At 39.1% G+C, this 14,126-nt stretch carries 15 protein-coding genes; 2 read left to right on the top strand and 13 right to left on the bottom strand.

Annotation, left to right across the window (positions count from 1 at the left end; all coding sequences use genetic code 11):
- The coding region (locus tag F3H01_RS09375; protein ID WP_223155335.1) for a hypothetical protein at positions 1–192 on the bottom strand (192 nt) is incomplete at its 3' end.
- Positions 193–201: 9 nt separating this feature from the next.
- Entirely contained in the window at positions 202–2,043 is a 1,842-nt protein-coding gene (gene ciaB / locus F3H01_RS02655) for an invasion protein CiaB (RefSeq protein WP_149724738.1), read from the bottom strand.
- Positions 2,044–2,133: 90 nt separating this feature from the next.
- On the opposite strand from ciaB, the gene F3H01_RS02650 reads away from it, so the two are divergent.
- Positions 2,134–2,547, top strand: coding sequence for an acyl-CoA thioesterase (locus F3H01_RS02650; RefSeq protein ID WP_054197151.1), 414 nt, complete (start codon positions 2,134–2,136; stop codon positions 2,545–2,547).
- Between the two features lie 143 nt (positions 2,548–2,690).
- Positions 2,691–3,329: a Crp/Fnr family transcriptional regulator gene (locus tag F3H01_RS02645; protein WP_149724737.1), complete on the top strand. Its 639-nt coding sequence runs from the start codon at positions 2,691–2,693 to the stop codon at positions 3,327–3,329.
- 80 nt (positions 3,330–3,409) lie between these two features.
- On the opposite strand, the gene F3H01_RS02640 is transcribed toward F3H01_RS02645, so the two are convergent.
- The 11 genes from F3H01_RS02640 to F3H01_RS02590 form a co-directional block, all read right to left on the bottom strand.
- Positions 3,410–4,276, bottom strand: a complete 867-nt coding sequence (locus F3H01_RS02640; protein WP_087586109.1) for a formate/nitrite transporter family protein — start codon at positions 4,274–4,276, stop codon at positions 3,410–3,412.
- Between the two features lie 163 nt (positions 4,277–4,439).
- Positions 4,440–4,886: a hydrogenase 3 maturation endopeptidase HyCI gene (locus F3H01_RS02635; protein ID WP_072594541.1), complete on the bottom strand. Its 447-nt coding sequence runs from the start codon at positions 4,884–4,886 to the stop codon at positions 4,440–4,442.
- Positions 4,886–5,230, bottom strand: a complete 345-nt coding sequence (locus F3H01_RS02630) for a formate hydrogenlyase maturation HycH family protein (RefSeq protein WP_021091884.1) — start codon at positions 5,228–5,230, stop codon at positions 4,886–4,888. The genes F3H01_RS02635 and F3H01_RS02630 overlap by 1 nt, the downstream gene beginning before the upstream one ends.
- On the bottom strand, positions 5,227–6,051 hold the full coding sequence (locus F3H01_RS02625) for an NADH-quinone oxidoreductase subunit B family protein (RefSeq protein ID WP_021091627.1): 825 nt from the start codon (positions 6,049–6,051) through the stop codon (positions 5,227–5,229). Before F3H01_RS02625 ends, F3H01_RS02630 begins: the two co-directional genes overlap by 4 nt.
- Positions 6,048–6,587, bottom strand: a complete 540-nt coding sequence (locus tag F3H01_RS02620; RefSeq protein WP_054197155.1) for a formate hydrogenlyase complex iron-sulfur subunit — start codon at positions 6,585–6,587, stop codon at positions 6,048–6,050. The genes F3H01_RS02625 and F3H01_RS02620 overlap by 4 nt, the downstream gene beginning before the upstream one ends.
- Entirely contained in the window at positions 6,584–8,320 is a 1,737-nt protein-coding gene (locus tag F3H01_RS02615) for a hydrogenase large subunit (RefSeq protein ID WP_149724736.1), read from the bottom strand. Before F3H01_RS02615 ends, F3H01_RS02620 begins: the two co-directional genes overlap by 4 nt.
- Positions 8,317–9,798 carry a hydrogenase 4 subunit F gene (locus F3H01_RS02610; protein WP_021091695.1) on the bottom strand — a complete coding sequence of 494 codons (1,482 nt, stop codon included), beginning with the start codon at positions 9,796–9,798 and terminating at the stop codon, positions 8,317–8,319. Before F3H01_RS02610 ends, F3H01_RS02615 begins: the two co-directional genes overlap by 4 nt.
- 2 nt (positions 9,799–9,800) lie before the next feature.
- Complete coding sequence (hyfE, locus tag F3H01_RS02605; RefSeq protein ID WP_072594544.1) at positions 9,801–10,445, bottom strand: hydrogenase 4 membrane subunit; 645 nt, start codon at positions 10,443–10,445, stop codon at positions 9,801–9,803.
- Between the two features lies 1 nt (position 10,446).
- Entirely contained in the window at positions 10,447–11,367 is a 921-nt protein-coding gene (locus tag F3H01_RS02600; RefSeq protein ID WP_072594545.1) for a respiratory chain complex I subunit 1 family protein, read from the bottom strand.
- Positions 11,368–11,376: 9 nt separating this feature from the next.
- Positions 11,377–13,344 (bottom strand): proton-conducting transporter transmembrane domain-containing protein, encoded by a 1,968-nt coding sequence (locus F3H01_RS02595; RefSeq protein WP_149724735.1) that lies wholly within the window; start codon positions 13,342–13,344, stop codon positions 11,377–11,379.
- 1 nt (position 13,345) lies between these two features.
- Complete coding sequence (locus tag F3H01_RS02590) at positions 13,346–13,915, bottom strand: 4Fe-4S dicluster domain-containing protein (RefSeq protein WP_021091760.1); 570 nt, start codon at positions 13,913–13,915, stop codon at positions 13,346–13,348.
- Positions 13,916–14,126 lie beyond the last annotated feature (211 nt).

The raw sequence follows: 14,126 nt of genomic DNA, 5'->3' as shown, positions 1-14,126 counted from the left end.
CCAATATGTTTTTAAATTTTTTGTCTCTTTTAGCTTTAAAAAGATAAATAATGTGATCATAAAATCAAATAGAGCAGTAATTATGCCATTATAAAAACTACTAGCAATAAAATAACTAACAACATATACACAAAAAAGTATTAACATAAATAAAAAAGATACTTGATTTTCGTTACTTATTTTACTTATCATGTTTCGTCTTTATCTATCTTTCTCTACCTTTTTGGCTAAACTTTGCCACTTTTGCCACTCACCACTATCATCTACGTCATTGCCGATAGCTTCGTATCTAGCGTAAAAATGCTCAACAAATTTCTTGCACTCTTCATCTTTTGGCAGATAGCTTAGCTCATCTTTTTGGCAAAATTTCTCTAAAAATGTGCTCGCATCATCTTTTTTAGCGTATGTTTGCGCTAGATCGTAGTAGTTTTCTAAGCAAATTTCTTTAAATTTAGCGTAAGCTTGTTCGCTCATATCCACGCTTAGTTTGCCATCAAATTTAAGCACTCCAGCTCTAAAAAGTAGGCTAAGATGTATGAGCCCCTCGCAGTAGTAAGCCCTCACCTCATCGACCTTTCGCCATGCGATAAGCCCAACCGCACGGGCGATCAGCTCGTGAAAGACGGCCATTTTATACTCCGCCTCTTCGTGCAAGAAGAAATTTACTAACCCGCCAGTCGTCGCCTTGTACTCTTCTATAAATTTAAAGACGCCACTTTTATTCATGCTCATCTCGGTATCAAGTCCGATAAAGAGAATGTGCCCAAACTCATGACCGATCGTTGAGATTTCATAGACTTTTTTCCAAATTTTTGGCTTTAAAAATAAAATTTCTCTACCAAAGTCCAAAAATTCCTTGCTAAAAATTTCAGCCCCAAGCTTCATAAAAGGCTTTGCCTTTGCGCCATCATAGACGTGATTTACAAAGGCAAAAATTTTCTTGCCACATTTTGCGCTCACGCTCTCATCATTTGGCACGACCTGAGCGCTAAAAAGCCCGTTTAGCTCCGCGCCGTAATAGATCATCGGCACGCTTATATAAAGCTGCGTTCTAGCGATATTTTCGCTAACTGCCTTGTTTGTCTCAGCATTATCAAATTTGATCTTTTCGCAAACGCTTTTGTAAGTTTTTGTCACTTTTTCTTTAAATTTAAGCTCGTCAATGCCCTCGCTATCAACTAACCTGATGTCCCACTCTAGCGCAACCGCGTGCGTGTAGGCATCCTCGTAGTACTCCAGCGGATGGCCTGGCTGAAGCGCGCCTTTTACATCCATCCACGCTATCTCAGCCTCTTGCCATGCATTTATCACTTTAGCATTGTCCTCTTCGCAAAAGGCATTTTGTAGCTTTTCAAGGTATTTTACGTAGGATTTTTGCTCATTATTTTTGGCTAAATTTCTTAAAATTTCAAGATTTTTAACAAAAACGCTTTTAAGCTCTCTCACCTCATCTTTAAAAGCAAGTGCGTAAGGCAAAAAGCTAAATTTCTCGCCCTCTTTTACTACCGCGCCATACGTTCTATCGGCCCTTACACCGTTACTATCGCACTGAAATAAGCCGTTTTTAGTGATAAACTCATTTGCCTGGCTTAGATCTTTAAATTTAGCCTCAAACTCTTTGTTTGTAGTGTCGATAATACGATCCTGCCATGAAATTTGCCACGCATTTAGACTAAGCCCAAGCTCATGCATAGCCTCAACAAAGACTTGATAAAAAGGCTCTAAAATTTGCTCATCTTTTGCTTTTTTTATAAGCTTGGCGTGCAGATTTTCATATAAATTTCTAACATAGTTATACATTAAATTTAGCACACGTTTTTGCTCGTTCTCGCCTAAATTTAGCTTTTTTAGCTCGTTTTGAAGCGGATCAACTTTAAGATCTACTATCCTTCTTGCAAGGGCTAGTTTTTGGCTTGGTGTGCCAGCAAGACCACAAATTTTAACGGCCTCATTTATTATCTCATCATCTAAGTTTTTATAAATAGCATTTAACTTGTTTTTTTGCTCTTTTGTAAGTTCGTTTAATCTTTTAAAATCATTCATATTTTATCCCCTGAAGTTGCAAGATTTTAGCATAAAGCCATTAAAATTTGCTACAATCAACCAAAAATTTTGACATCTAAAAGGCAAAAAATGGATATTTTAAAAGATTTTGGTGAGCCACGCATAAAACAAGTCATGCTACCAAAAGATACAAACTCAGCTGGAAATATTTTTGGTGGTTGGATAATGAGTCAGATCGACCTTGCAGGTGCGCAAGCTGCAAGAGAAATTTCTCCTGAACGCGTTGTGACGATTTCTATGAAAGAGATCATCTTTAAACAACCAGTTTTTGTTGGCGACGTGCTAAGCTGCTACGCAAAGATCATCGCAGTTGGCAAAACATCGATAACAACGCAGATAGAAGTGACTGCACTTAGGCTAAATGACGGTGGTTTTAGAGAGACTATACATGTCACAAGCGCCATCGCAACCTACGTCAGTGTAACAAAAGATGGACATAAAAAACCTATAGATGAAAATCTAAAAAAACTTCATGGTTTTTAAAAATTTGGTTGCATTTTATGCAACCTTCTTTGAAAATTAATACTACTTTTAAAAATTATTGAAATTTAAAAATTAAAAAGCAAAAATTTCAACTTGATTAAATATTTTCTAAGATAAAATCCAAAACAACTTTTGGGAGAATCATGAAAAAGTCACGTTTAGGTCTTTTGCAAACACAAATTTTAGATATCCTAACTCAATCCGAGCTTGATAAATTTGAGTACAAAAACCTTCCGAAAACAAGCATCATCTACGCAGAAGAAATCAAAATCATCATTTTAAAAAGTGGCTGTGCAAAGCTTTCGTTTTTTGAAGATGGAGAAGAATTTATCCTTTACCGTTTGGAAGCAAATAACATTGCTGTTCTTGATGATAATTGTGCTTTTGAAATTTTAGAAGACGCAAAAATTTACTCCATAAACTTAAGCGAAATAAGTGAAATTTTATCAAATGTAAATGTTGTAGATGAAATTTTAAAAGCGGCGTTAAACGCCATCATCGTGCAACGCCAGATCATAAAATCCATACTTTTTGAAGATGCAAAGGGTAGGATTGCAAATTTTTTAATCGAACTTGCACGCGAGCAAGATCTAAAACAAAATGGCTATCATTACCTCTTTTTACCATTTTCTCTAAAAGTGCTCTCAAGCTTTGTGGGGCTCAAACGCCAAAGCGCTTCAACTGCTTTTAATGAACTTATAAAAGATGACATCATAAGAAAGATCACACCACACGAGTTTTTAATAATTGATTATGAAAGACTTGAAAGTTACACAAACTAAAAATCAAAAATTTTTATAATGGCTAGCAAAGAGTAGTCTTAGAGGATTAGTCTTTGCCAAAAAGCAAAGACTAAAAATTTTTAAGCTTTTTTCTTCATATCGAATTTATTTGCCATAAAGCCAACTAAACCAACAAAGAAAAGTCCGCCGCAAATATTACCAAGTGTAACTGGAACTAAGTTTTTACCGATGAAATTTCCCCAGTTTAAAACTTCTAGTTTTTCAGCCGTAATTCCATGTCCTAAAGCTGCAGCTGCAGTAGCGATATCTCCGCCGTTTGCTGCTATATAGTGAGCTTTTGAGATGATGGCTTCAGTGATTATGAACATATTCGCCACGCAGTGCTCCATAGAGCAAGCTACAAATGCGCCGATCATCCACATAATAGCAAAGAATTTACCAGATAGATTGCTCTCACTTGTCGCAGTCCAAATAGACATACAAACAAAGACATTACAAAAAATTCCGCGGATAAATAGCTCATGAAATGGCGCTGTGATCTTACCAATACCAGCTGGTATAAAGTGCTGCAAGATGTAGCCATCATACTTTAGTGGCAAGCCTGAGTAGTAGTACATATACGCAATCAATGCACCACCAACGAAGTTAAATATCCAAACGATAGCCCAGTATCCGATAGTCTTACCTAGTTTTAGCTTTCCTTCATATGCGCTAACGCCGCTTAAAACAGAGCTTGTAAAAAGATGTCCGCCATAAAAGACAACCATCATAAGACCACAGCTAAATGTGATACCGCCGATAAAATTTGAAAGACCAATAGACTGATTTTCAGCCATACCAACTGTCGAGTGAGCCCAAAAAATATCACCCATAGCAATAGCAGCACCAGCCATGATAGCAAGGAAGATAATACTAGTAAGCGGCATATGAGCCTTATGCTCCATAGAGCTTGAGACCGCTTGAGCGGTTTCTGCCGGATTTAACATCACATTCTCCTTTTTATTTTCAATCTCGCAAATGAGCCAAACTCATCTTTGCGACCAAAGTTTAACACTTTGCAAAATCACTAAAGTCAAACCACTGCTTGCGATTAAAAGCAAAATTTTGCCTTTAGCAACCAAAAAGACTAAATTTAGCTATTTGCTAAATTTAACCAACTAAATTTTTATCAATCTCTACAATTCTCAAAAAAGCTTTTCTAGCACTTTTTTTAGCCTGCTCGCTTAGTCCCTCTTCAAAATTTAAGACATTTTCGAGCAAGACGCTAATGCCAAGAAAAAGCGTCTTTGGGCAAATTTTACGCAAATAGCTTAAAAGTACTGGCGTTGGTAGATTGTGAGTTGAGTAGATATAGTCTCTATCGTCACTTAGGTCAAAAAACTCTATCTTATCCTCATCAAAGCCGCTCATCGCATCGACTACTATCAAGATGTCAGGTGCAAATTCTCTAATAGCTGAGAATTCATTCTCAGGCACATCTTGCCCAAAAAAGACCTTCCACTCTTTTAGCTCGTGCTCCACGATGCGGCCGACTTCATTGCCCACATCATCATCGCCACGCATAGGATTACCGATGCAAAGGATGGCCTTTTTCATCAAAAGTCCTTCCTAAGCACGATATATCCCTCTTTTAAATTTGCCAAAATTTCTTTAAGCTTACACTCACAAAGCTGTGGCAAGAGTTTAGCGATATGCTCGGCAAAAATTTCAACTTCAAAATATTTGCTTAAATTTCCGATCTTAAATTTCACATATTCGCCTGAGTTTTTGATCATCTCGTCAAATTCCTCATCGCTTAGCTCTAAAATTTTCTCACTAAAGTCTATCGTGCCAACGCCATGTCCCACGCAAGTGGAGAAAATTTTTATCTCTTTTAGCTCGCGTGGAAGCTTATCGTTGTCGTCCATATGCCTTTTTGTAAGCTTATAAACTTGTATCATCTCTTACTCCAAACCTCGCTATCAACATCTATCGCAAAGCTTTTATCAGCTTTTGCATATTTTAGATAGACATCATTATGCAAAAGCCCCATGCACTCAGCATATCTAGGATCTTCCTCTTTTTTGATAGCTGTAAGCACAGCCTCTCTTGAAATGCTTGGGTCATGGACATCTTTTGAACATTTGATAGCATTCATATATTTTTCAAAAAGGATTCTACCAAAGATATAGCTCATTAGTCTTCTACTTTCAGCTTGCAAGTCGCGCTCAAATAAAATATCACCTATGACCGACTTCTCAACTGAAGGTGGCAATGTATTATCTTCTTCATAGCTTTTTTTATGAAGCTTTTGATCTATGATACCAAGAGCCATGCCAAGGCCGTAAATAATGCTTGCTGGGTGTGGAGGACAGCCTGGGATATAGACATCGACTGGGATTATCTTATCGATGCCGCCCCAAACGCTATAAGCATCGTGGAAAATTCCGCCACTGCTTCCGCATGCACCAAGAGCAACTACGATCTTAGGATCTGGAGTCGCTTCATAAGCACGAAGAAGCGGATAATACATCTGTCTTGTTACAGGACCGGTGCAAAGCAAAATATCAGCGTGTCTTGGGTTTGCTACAAGCTTAAAGCCAAAGCGCTCAGGGTCCCACATCGGTGTAATAGCTGCAAAAATTTCTATCTCACAGCCGTTACAGCTTCCGCAGTCGATCCTATAAACGCTAAAGCTTCTTTTGATATTTTTTAGATGCTCTAGCTTTGCAGTTAGATCATTTGCTGTTTTTATGTCCTCTGGGACTTGATATAGACTCATTTTATAGCCTCCTCAATGCCTTTTGTTAGCCTCTCAGCAGATTGATTTTTCTTGCACTCTGGGCAGATATAAAGGTAGTCTTTTGCCTCTTCAAGTCTGCCTGGGAGTAAATTTGCTGTGCCAAGCTTTTCAAGGGTGAAATTTATAAGCCTTTTTGGTGTAAATGGTTTGCCGCAGCATTTGCAAGTTTGCATCTCGAGCTCACCTCTTTGTATAAGAGCGCTCTTGTCAAATTTAACCGCAAGCTCAAAGCTATCACTTAGGCGAACAGCTCCAGTTGGGCAAACCTCATCGCAGCGACCGCAAAATATGCAGCGTCCGCAGTCAAATTCCCAAACAAGCTTTGTTTGCTCCTCGTTCATCTTAAGCTCTATCGCGTTACTAGGACAAGCGATACCGCAAGCTGCACAACCTATGCAAAGATCGTATGTATAGTTTGGCTGACCACGGAAATTTTCAGGAACAATATATGGCTCAAATGGATAGGCGTATGTCGCTTTTCCATATTTTTCTGTGATGTCAAATAACTTCATCATCTTAAATCCTTTTTACTAACCCCGCCATCTTGACAGAATTTTTTAAGGTCTTTCTCTGTTAAAATTTTGCTCTTTTTAGTCCTTACATCGACTAATGTAACACGCTCAGTGCATGAGTAGCAAGGGTCAAGTGAGCAAACGATAAGCGCAGCGTCACTTATGTTGTTTCCTCTAAATTGATATCTTAGGCTTGGCCAGTTGTTGTATGTTGCTGCCCTGCATCTCCAGCGATATACTTTTTGAGCACTGCCTTGCATGATCCAGTGGACATTCTCGCCACGTGGTGCTTCATCATGACCAAGTGCAAAATTTTCAGGTTTGATCATAGTCACAGGATCGATCATGATCGGAGTTTGAGGCATTAGCTCAAAGCATTGGCGGATGATGTGGATAGAGCTTTTTAGCTCTTTATATCTAACCATCTCACGAGAAAAAACGTCACAACCATGCTCAACTGCTACTTCAAATTCTATCTGTTTAAAAAAGTCGTAGGGGTGATCGTAGCGGTTATCACGTTTAAAGCCAGAGCCTCTCATATTTGGACCAACTGGGCTAAAGTCACGTGCTATTTGGCGATCTAGGATTCCCACACCTTTCCAGCGTCCGATCTGGCGTTTATCTTCCATAACTGCGTCCCAAATTTCTGAAATTTGAACGTCAAGTTTATTTATGATCTCGATGCCTTTTTTGATCTCTTGGTTTGTCATATCACGTCTTAAGCCACCCATAACGACGTTGCCGTATGTTTTACGTCCGCCAGTTACTAGCTGAGCTAGCTCCATAGAGTACTCACGAACCCTAAAGATGTGCATGAAAGCGTTGTAGTTACCAGTAACCTCACAAGCTAGACCGATATTTAAAAGGTGGCTGTGAAGACGCTCGATCTCAAGACAGATGACACGTATAGCTTGAGCTCTTAGTGGGATTTCAAGCTTGATAGCTTTTTCTGCTGCTTCAATACAAGCAATAGCGTGAGCATAACCACAAATTCCACAAACGCGCTCTGCAAGATAGCCCATCTGATCATAGTTCATTCTATTTTCAGCTAGCTTTTCCATACCGCGGTGTTGATAAAAGAGGCGGTAGTCAGCGTCGATGATCTCGTCGCCGTCACAGAAAAGTCTAAAGTGACCTGGCTCATCTGAAGTAATATGTAGTGGTCCAAGTGGCACATCAACTACTGCATCACCTGCTGGAAACAAAAACTCCGCATCAGGCTCATCTCTATGGTCAACTGGATCAGGGCGGTAGCGATAATCCATCGCATCTTTTCTAAGTGGGTGAAGTCCGTCTGGCCAGTCATCACTTAAGACTAGACGCCTTTTATCAGGCAAACCTTCGGCCACAAGGCCAAACATATCATAAGCTTCTCTTTCGTACCAAACACAAGCTGGCACTAGCGGAGTAACTGATGGAAATGTCGGATCGCTTCCTGGAATAAGCGTTTTAACAGTGATAAAACACTTATCCTCAGGTGCAAAGTCGTCCGCTTCAGTCATCTTGCTACCTTCCATTGAAAGAGCATAATAAAGCGCAAAGCTGCCATTTATCTGGCGCTCGTCATTTGGTATCATAGTGCTTATAAAGCCGCCAATATCATAATAAAGCGTTTTAACAGCTAGTGGAAGATCATTTCTATCAACCAAAACTGTGATCTGATCGTCTGCTTGACGAGTTACTTCTAAAATTTTTACCTTGGTTTTTAGGATTTCAACAAATTTATCGCCTCTCATTTTAAAGCTCCCATCATTATATTAACACCGTTATCTACTAGCGTATAAAAGCTATCTACGTGCCATACGCCAAAGATTATGATAAGGGCACAAAGTGCTATAAGAGGTAAATTCTCTAACAAACTCATCTCTTTATTATGAACAACCACACCTTTTGGCTCGCCAAAGCTTGCCATATTAAAGTGTGCAAAGTCAGCTATGAAAATAACTGCAAGTGCAATAGCAAATAGCGCAACTGCGATGTATTGACCACTTGTGATGGCTCCTACAAAGACGTTATACTCGCTAACAAATATAGCAAATGCTGGAACACCAACTAGTGAGCAAACAGCCGCGCCAAACATTATAGTTGTAATTGGTGCGATCTTAACCATGCCGCCCATCTTACTCATATCTTTGTGGCCATAAATTCTTGCGATATTGCCGGTTGAGCAAAACGCAAGAGCTTTAGTAAAGCTGTGAGCTAAGCAGTGAAATATCGCTGCAAATAGACCAAATTTACCGCCAACACCAAGTGCAAATGCGATAACACCCATGTGAACGATTGAGTGGTATGCAAACATTCTTTTTACGTTGTGTTGTCTGATTAGGAAAAATCCCGCTACAAATAGTGTGATAGTTCCTGAAACGATCATTATGCCCTCAACAAAGCTAAATCCAACAGCTTGAGCTGTGATAGCATAGTATCTCAAAAGCGCTAGCATCGCACATTTTAAAAGTACGCCTGAAAGCAAGGCTGAGATAGGTGCTGGACCTTCAGCGTGAACGTCTGGTAGCCAAGTGTGAGTTGGAGCAAGACCAGCTTTTGTACCAAAACCAATTAGAGCAAATACAAAGATAAGTTTTGCTGCATCTGGGTTTAAATTTTTAGCGTTTGCCATTATGCTTGAAAATAGCATAGAAGCTTCGCCATCTCCTAGAGTACTAAATGTGGCTGAATATAAAAGAACAGTCGCATAAAGTGCAAATGCTAGGCCGATTGAGCAAAGAACAATGTATTTATAGCCACTCTCTGTTGATTTTTGATCTTTGTGGATAGCGACCAAAAATACTGAAGCTAGTGTTGTTGCCTCGATAGCAGCCCACATAAACGCAACGTTGTTGCAAATAACGCTTAAAGTCATTGTAAAGATAAATACATGGCTTAATGCGTAGTATTTTTTAAGATCGCTTAAGTGGATGTGTCCGTCTTCAAGCTCCCATCTCATGTAGTGGATAGAGTAGAAATTTACTATAAATCCAGTTACAGCTATAAGCACCAAGAAAACACAGCCTAAGCTATCTAAGAATAAAAATTTATCAAAACTATAAAAAGTTCCGCTACTTAAGACTTTAAGAACATTGTTAAGTAAAGCCACCGATGTCGCAGCAGAAAACAAAACATGAAGTCCGCTTAATACCGCATAATTTTTAGGACTCAAAAACAAGACCAAAGCACCAAGGAGCGGTAAGATAAGTATTAAAGCTAAACTATCCATCTCTAACCCCTTAAATTTGAAGCTTTAGAAGTATCTAAGCTATCATAAGCTTTATAAAATCTAATCGCTAAGACGCTCATGATGATAACGGCAAATATCGCATCTGTTAAAATTCCAAGCTCAACTAACTCATGTGAGTTATAAGCCATTAGAGCAAGGCTTAGGTGGATGCCGTTTTCAAATAAACAGTAAGCTAGAATTTGTTTTATAAATGAGTTTCTTAGCATGAAGCCAAAAATTCCCATCATAAAGACTGTTCCAGCTGCGATTAGCATGATCTCTTCTTTGATAAGAGAGAATTTTAAAAATATAGGGTGGATACTCATTGAAAGAGCTAGAGAAAATCCCATAGCAATAACAGGACTTACAAAAAATCCACCAACTGGCTCATCTTCGCTAACTACGCCAAGTTTTTTGATAAGCCAGAATAAAATTCCTGGCACAAGCAAAACTTTGGTAAAAAATGCAACGATCGCCCAAGTTTTGAGCTGCTCGGCGTTAAATTTCTCAGATAGCAAGAAAAATATGCTAACTAAAAGTAGTGTCTCAATCGCATAAGCAATGATTGAGAGTTTCAAGCTTCTAAGACCAAAAACCGCAAGCGAAGTTACGATCATGCAAATGGCTAAAATATCAAGTGTTTGCATCTCACACTCCTACTACATAAAGTGTTAGTGCAACAAACGAGATAGCAAGTGCACCAAGTGCATTTTTGCGTAAAGATGAAGTCATTTTAAAGCGTGGACCAAAGTTGTCTATAAAGACAGCCGCTACGTAAAATACTCCAGTTTTTATCACAAAAATGATGATAGCTAAGAAAGGATTACTAAAATTCCATGGCTCAAATATAGTTAGGAAAAGTCCGATCATAGCAAACTGTTTTAATATAAGTGATGCTTGAACTAAACCAAGGTCACTACCTGCATACTCGCCAAGCAAGCCTTCTTGAAGCTCTTGCTCAGCTTCAGCTACGTCAAATGGTTTTCTACCAGTCTCAACGTACATGCACCATAAAAATGCGATAGAAGCTACGGCAAAACTTGGGATTTGATATCCGATAACGCCAGTTTTTACCATCTCTTGGATCTCAATTAAATTTGATGTTTTAGCTGCAAGCATTACGACGATTAGACACATGATCATAACTGGCTCGACATATACGCCCAGCATTTGCTCCCTGCCGCCGCCTGTTGCTGCAAATGGGTTGCCACTATCCATTGAAGCTGCACCAAATACAAATCTAAGCAATGCGCCAAGATAAAGGATCACAAATATATCTGAATATGCTCCAAAAACAGTATCTTTGCTATATGTTATAGGTATAGCAGCTAGCACTGCAGCTGAAGTTGCAAAAAGGAAAAATGGAGCCCATCTAAATACCCAGTGTGAGCACTCAGGGACGGTTCTTCCTCTTCTAAAGAGTTTTATAATGTCGCGATATGTTTGAAAGAAATCGCTACCTTGTTTTGATTGAAGTCTAGCCCTTAGTTTTCTTGCCATACCATCAAACAAAGGAGCTACCAAAACGATAACGACTACTTGAAATATCATTAAAAGTATAGTTTGCATTTTCGTCTCCTAAACTAAAAAGTAGCCCACAGCAAGTATGGCACAAAGATAAATTAGGATATAAAGCGTATAGACGTTTGTATATCCGCTTTGAACGATGCCTAGTTTATCAGCAAATTTCATACACCATTTAATGACTGGCTCATAAAACATTCCCCACCAGATATCTTTTGGATGGTTGTGATACTCAACCGCGTCAAAATAATTTCTAGTAACGATCTTTTTATCAGCTCTAAATAGCCATTGCATAATCTTTCTAAGATCACCTGTAAATGGACCACCTGTCATTTGCATACGTGAGCTATATTTAAAGCCGCATGCCCAAGGATCAGTCTCGCGTGGTTTATCTCTGTTTGCTTTCATAACAGCAAGGATGATAAATGGCAAAATCATTGTTGAACAAAGAACCAAGGCTATCAACGGAGTTGAGATCATACTGCCTATAGGTGAAGTTACATTTATAGCACCAAGACTAGCTTTATAGTCACTTATAGCGATAGAATTTACAGCTTGCATGATGTAATCAACTATGTAGTTTGCGCCAAGGCCAAAGCCAACGCAGCCTATCATTAGGATGATCATGCCAAGAACCATGCCTATTGGACTCTCTTTAGCATTTTCCCAAATTTTTTGATCTCTTGGAGTACCTGCAAATATAACAGCGTAAAGTTTGAGGTGCATACCGACCAAAACGCCAGTTAGCGCAAGAGCTACGACGCCAAGTGTAAATGCATATCTAACTAATGTTCCCTCGCCCATCGCGCCTTGAAGCATACCTTGATATGTAAACCACTCTGAAACAAAGCCATTTACTGGAGGTAAAGCTGCGATACCCATGATACCTATAAACATACCAAGGCTTGTCCATGGCATTTTTTTAGCAAGACCACCAAGGATGTCCATATTTTGTGTGTGAGTAGCGTGGATGACTGAACCAGCGCAAAGGAAAAGTAGACCTTTAAATATAGCGTGGTTAACTACGTGGTAACAACCTGCTAGAAAACCTACTGCTGCAAGTGTTAAATTTCCAACTGCAACGCCGTAAATTCCTGTGCCAAGACCTAGCAAGATGATACCTATATTCTCAACTGAGTGATAAGCAAGCAAAGCCTTGAAGTCGTGTTGGCAAAGAGCGTATAAAACACCAAATAGTGAGCTAGCTGCACCAAGAGCTAGAATCGTAAGGCCAAAATATGTGCTAAGTGGCAAGTAAAGTGTAAATTTAACTAGTGTAAATAGAGCAACTTTGATCATAACGCCTGACATAAGGGCTGAAACGTTTGATGGTGCTGCTGGGTGAGCTTGTGGAAGCCAAACGTGAAATGGCCACATACCAGCTTTACTACCAAAGCCGACCAAAAATAGTGCAAATACAGCAGCAGAAGCGCCAAATGGCATCTTAACACCCATAAATGCGCTAAAGTCAAAGCTTCCTGCATAGTAAGCAGTGATAAGCAAACCACAGGTGATACAAAATGCTCCAATTTGTGCGATACCAAGATATACCATGACCGCTTTTAGAGTGTTTTTACCATCATTTACTATGATAAGGAACGATGAGATAAGAGTCATAAGCTCCCATAAAACAACAAAGCAAAATACATTATCAGCGCTAATTACTAGAAGCATTGAGAGTATAAATGTATTAAACAAACATGCAAATACGCCAACGTTTGCTTTTTTGATGTACTCATCTGCATAGCTCATACCATAAACGCTACTTGCAAATCCGATGAAAACAACGACAAAGCTAAAGAAATTTCCAAGTGGATTTAGCGCAAATTTTGGCGAATACAAAAAGCCATCCATAAGAGCAAAGCTATCGCTTACTCCCATATTTGCAACAAAGTGACACATCGCGTAAAAACAGCTTAAAGCACTTAGACCAAAACCAACCTTTACAGCGGCCTTTGGAGCACAATAAAGCAAGATGCTAACGACGGCACTTACAAGAAATAGCATATAAACCGTAGTCATCTTATGCTCCTTGTCCGTTTAAAATTTTAGTAGCAAATTTATTCGCTGCCTCGTAATCTATCCTCTTGCCAAGTTTATGTTTGCCTTCTTCTGGATCGATCATAACAAGAGCACTCGTCGGACAGACATCAACGCAAGCTGGTCCGTTCTCACGACCAAAGCACATATCGCATTTAACAGCGATATTTTTTGCACCTGATTGTGACTCTATCTCAAGGTTATACTTTGGCTCGACAGCGTAATTTACTGAAGGCATAAGCTCTGCACTTGAGCTTATCGCACCGTAAGGACAAGCGATCGTGCACATCTTACAGCCTATACAAATTTCCTCGTGAAGCTCGATGCAATTATCATTAAATCGCAATGCCCCAGTTGGACACACATTTGCACAAGGACCATCGTCGCATTGTCTGCACTGAGTTGGCATAACGCCAGTAGCTTCTCTTAGCACACTTAGCCTTGCACGTGACAGCTTGCCGCGTTCATAAGCGCTCTTAAAACATGCAGCCATGCAGGTTGCACATCCTATACAGCGTTTATAATCGGCAATCACAAATTTATGTTTTTTCATAAATTCCTCCCATTAAACAAGGCTAAACTGCCCTGCTCACTTTTAAAGTGATGGTTAGTCACCAAAATAGAGATAGTTAAATTTCTATTTAACATCTCAAACGCTCCTTCCTAATTTTTGTAATAATTCTATAACTTATAATGAATAAATTCCGTCATCTATCTGACAAATTTTGTATTTTTAAAATTAAATTTTTATTTTATATATCTTT

The sequence above is a fragment of the Campylobacter concisus genome (assembly GCF_902460875.1).
Taxonomy (GTDB): domain Bacteria; phylum Campylobacterota; class Campylobacteria; order Campylobacterales; family Campylobacteraceae; genus Campylobacter_A; species Campylobacter_A concisus_AA.
Note: the sequence above shows the minus strand (reverse complement) of the source record. Positions and strands in the feature narration are given on the sequence as shown.

Bases quoted from the DNA above. Each gene is read 5' to 3' on its own strand.
- F3H01_RS02625 (WP_021091627.1), bottom strand. From the start codon at position 6,051: ATGAGTCTATATCAAGTCCCAGAGGACATAAAAACAGCAAATGATCTA.
- F3H01_RS02630 (WP_021091884.1), bottom strand. From the start codon at position 5,230: ATGATACAAGTTTATAAGCTTACAAAAAGGCATATGGACGACAACGAT.
- hyfE (WP_072594544.1), bottom strand. From the start codon at position 10,445: ATGCAAACACTTGATATTTTAGCCATTTGCATGATCGTAACTTCGCTT.
- F3H01_RS02640 (WP_087586109.1), bottom strand. From the start codon at position 4,276: ATGTTAAATCCGGCAGAAACCGCTCAAGCGGTCTCAAGCTCTATGGAG.
- F3H01_RS02595 (WP_149724735.1), bottom strand. From the start codon at position 13,344: ATGACTACGGTTTATATGCTATTTCTTGTAAGTGCCGTCGTTAGCATC.
- F3H01_RS02590 (WP_021091760.1), bottom strand. From the start codon at position 13,915: ATGAAAAAACATAAATTTGTGATTGCCGATTATAAACGCTGTATAGGA.
- F3H01_RS02620 (WP_054197155.1), bottom strand. From the start codon at position 6,587: ATGATGAAGTTATTTGACATCACAGAAAAATATGGAAAAGCGACATAC.
- F3H01_RS02635 (WP_072594541.1), bottom strand. From the start codon at position 4,886: ATGAAAAAGGCCATCCTTTGCATCGGTAATCCTATGCGTGGCGATGAT.
- ciaB (WP_149724738.1), bottom strand. From the start codon at position 2,043: ATGAATGATTTTAAAAGATTAAACGAACTTACAAAAGAGCAAAAAAAC.
- F3H01_RS02615 (WP_149724736.1), bottom strand. From the start codon at position 8,320: ATGAGAGGCGATAAATTTGTTGAAATCCTAAAAACCAAGGTAAAAATT.
- F3H01_RS02600 (WP_072594545.1), bottom strand. From the start codon at position 11,367: ATGCAAACTATACTTTTAATGATATTTCAAGTAGTCGTTATCGTTTTG.
- F3H01_RS02650 (WP_054197151.1), top strand. From the start codon at position 2,134: ATGGATATTTTAAAAGATTTTGGTGAGCCACGCATAAAACAAGTCATG.
- F3H01_RS02645 (WP_149724737.1), top strand. From the start codon at position 2,691: ATGAAAAAGTCACGTTTAGGTCTTTTGCAAACACAAATTTTAGATATC.
- F3H01_RS02610 (WP_021091695.1), bottom strand. From the start codon at position 9,798: ATGGATAGTTTAGCTTTAATACTTATCTTACCGCTCCTTGGTGCTTTG.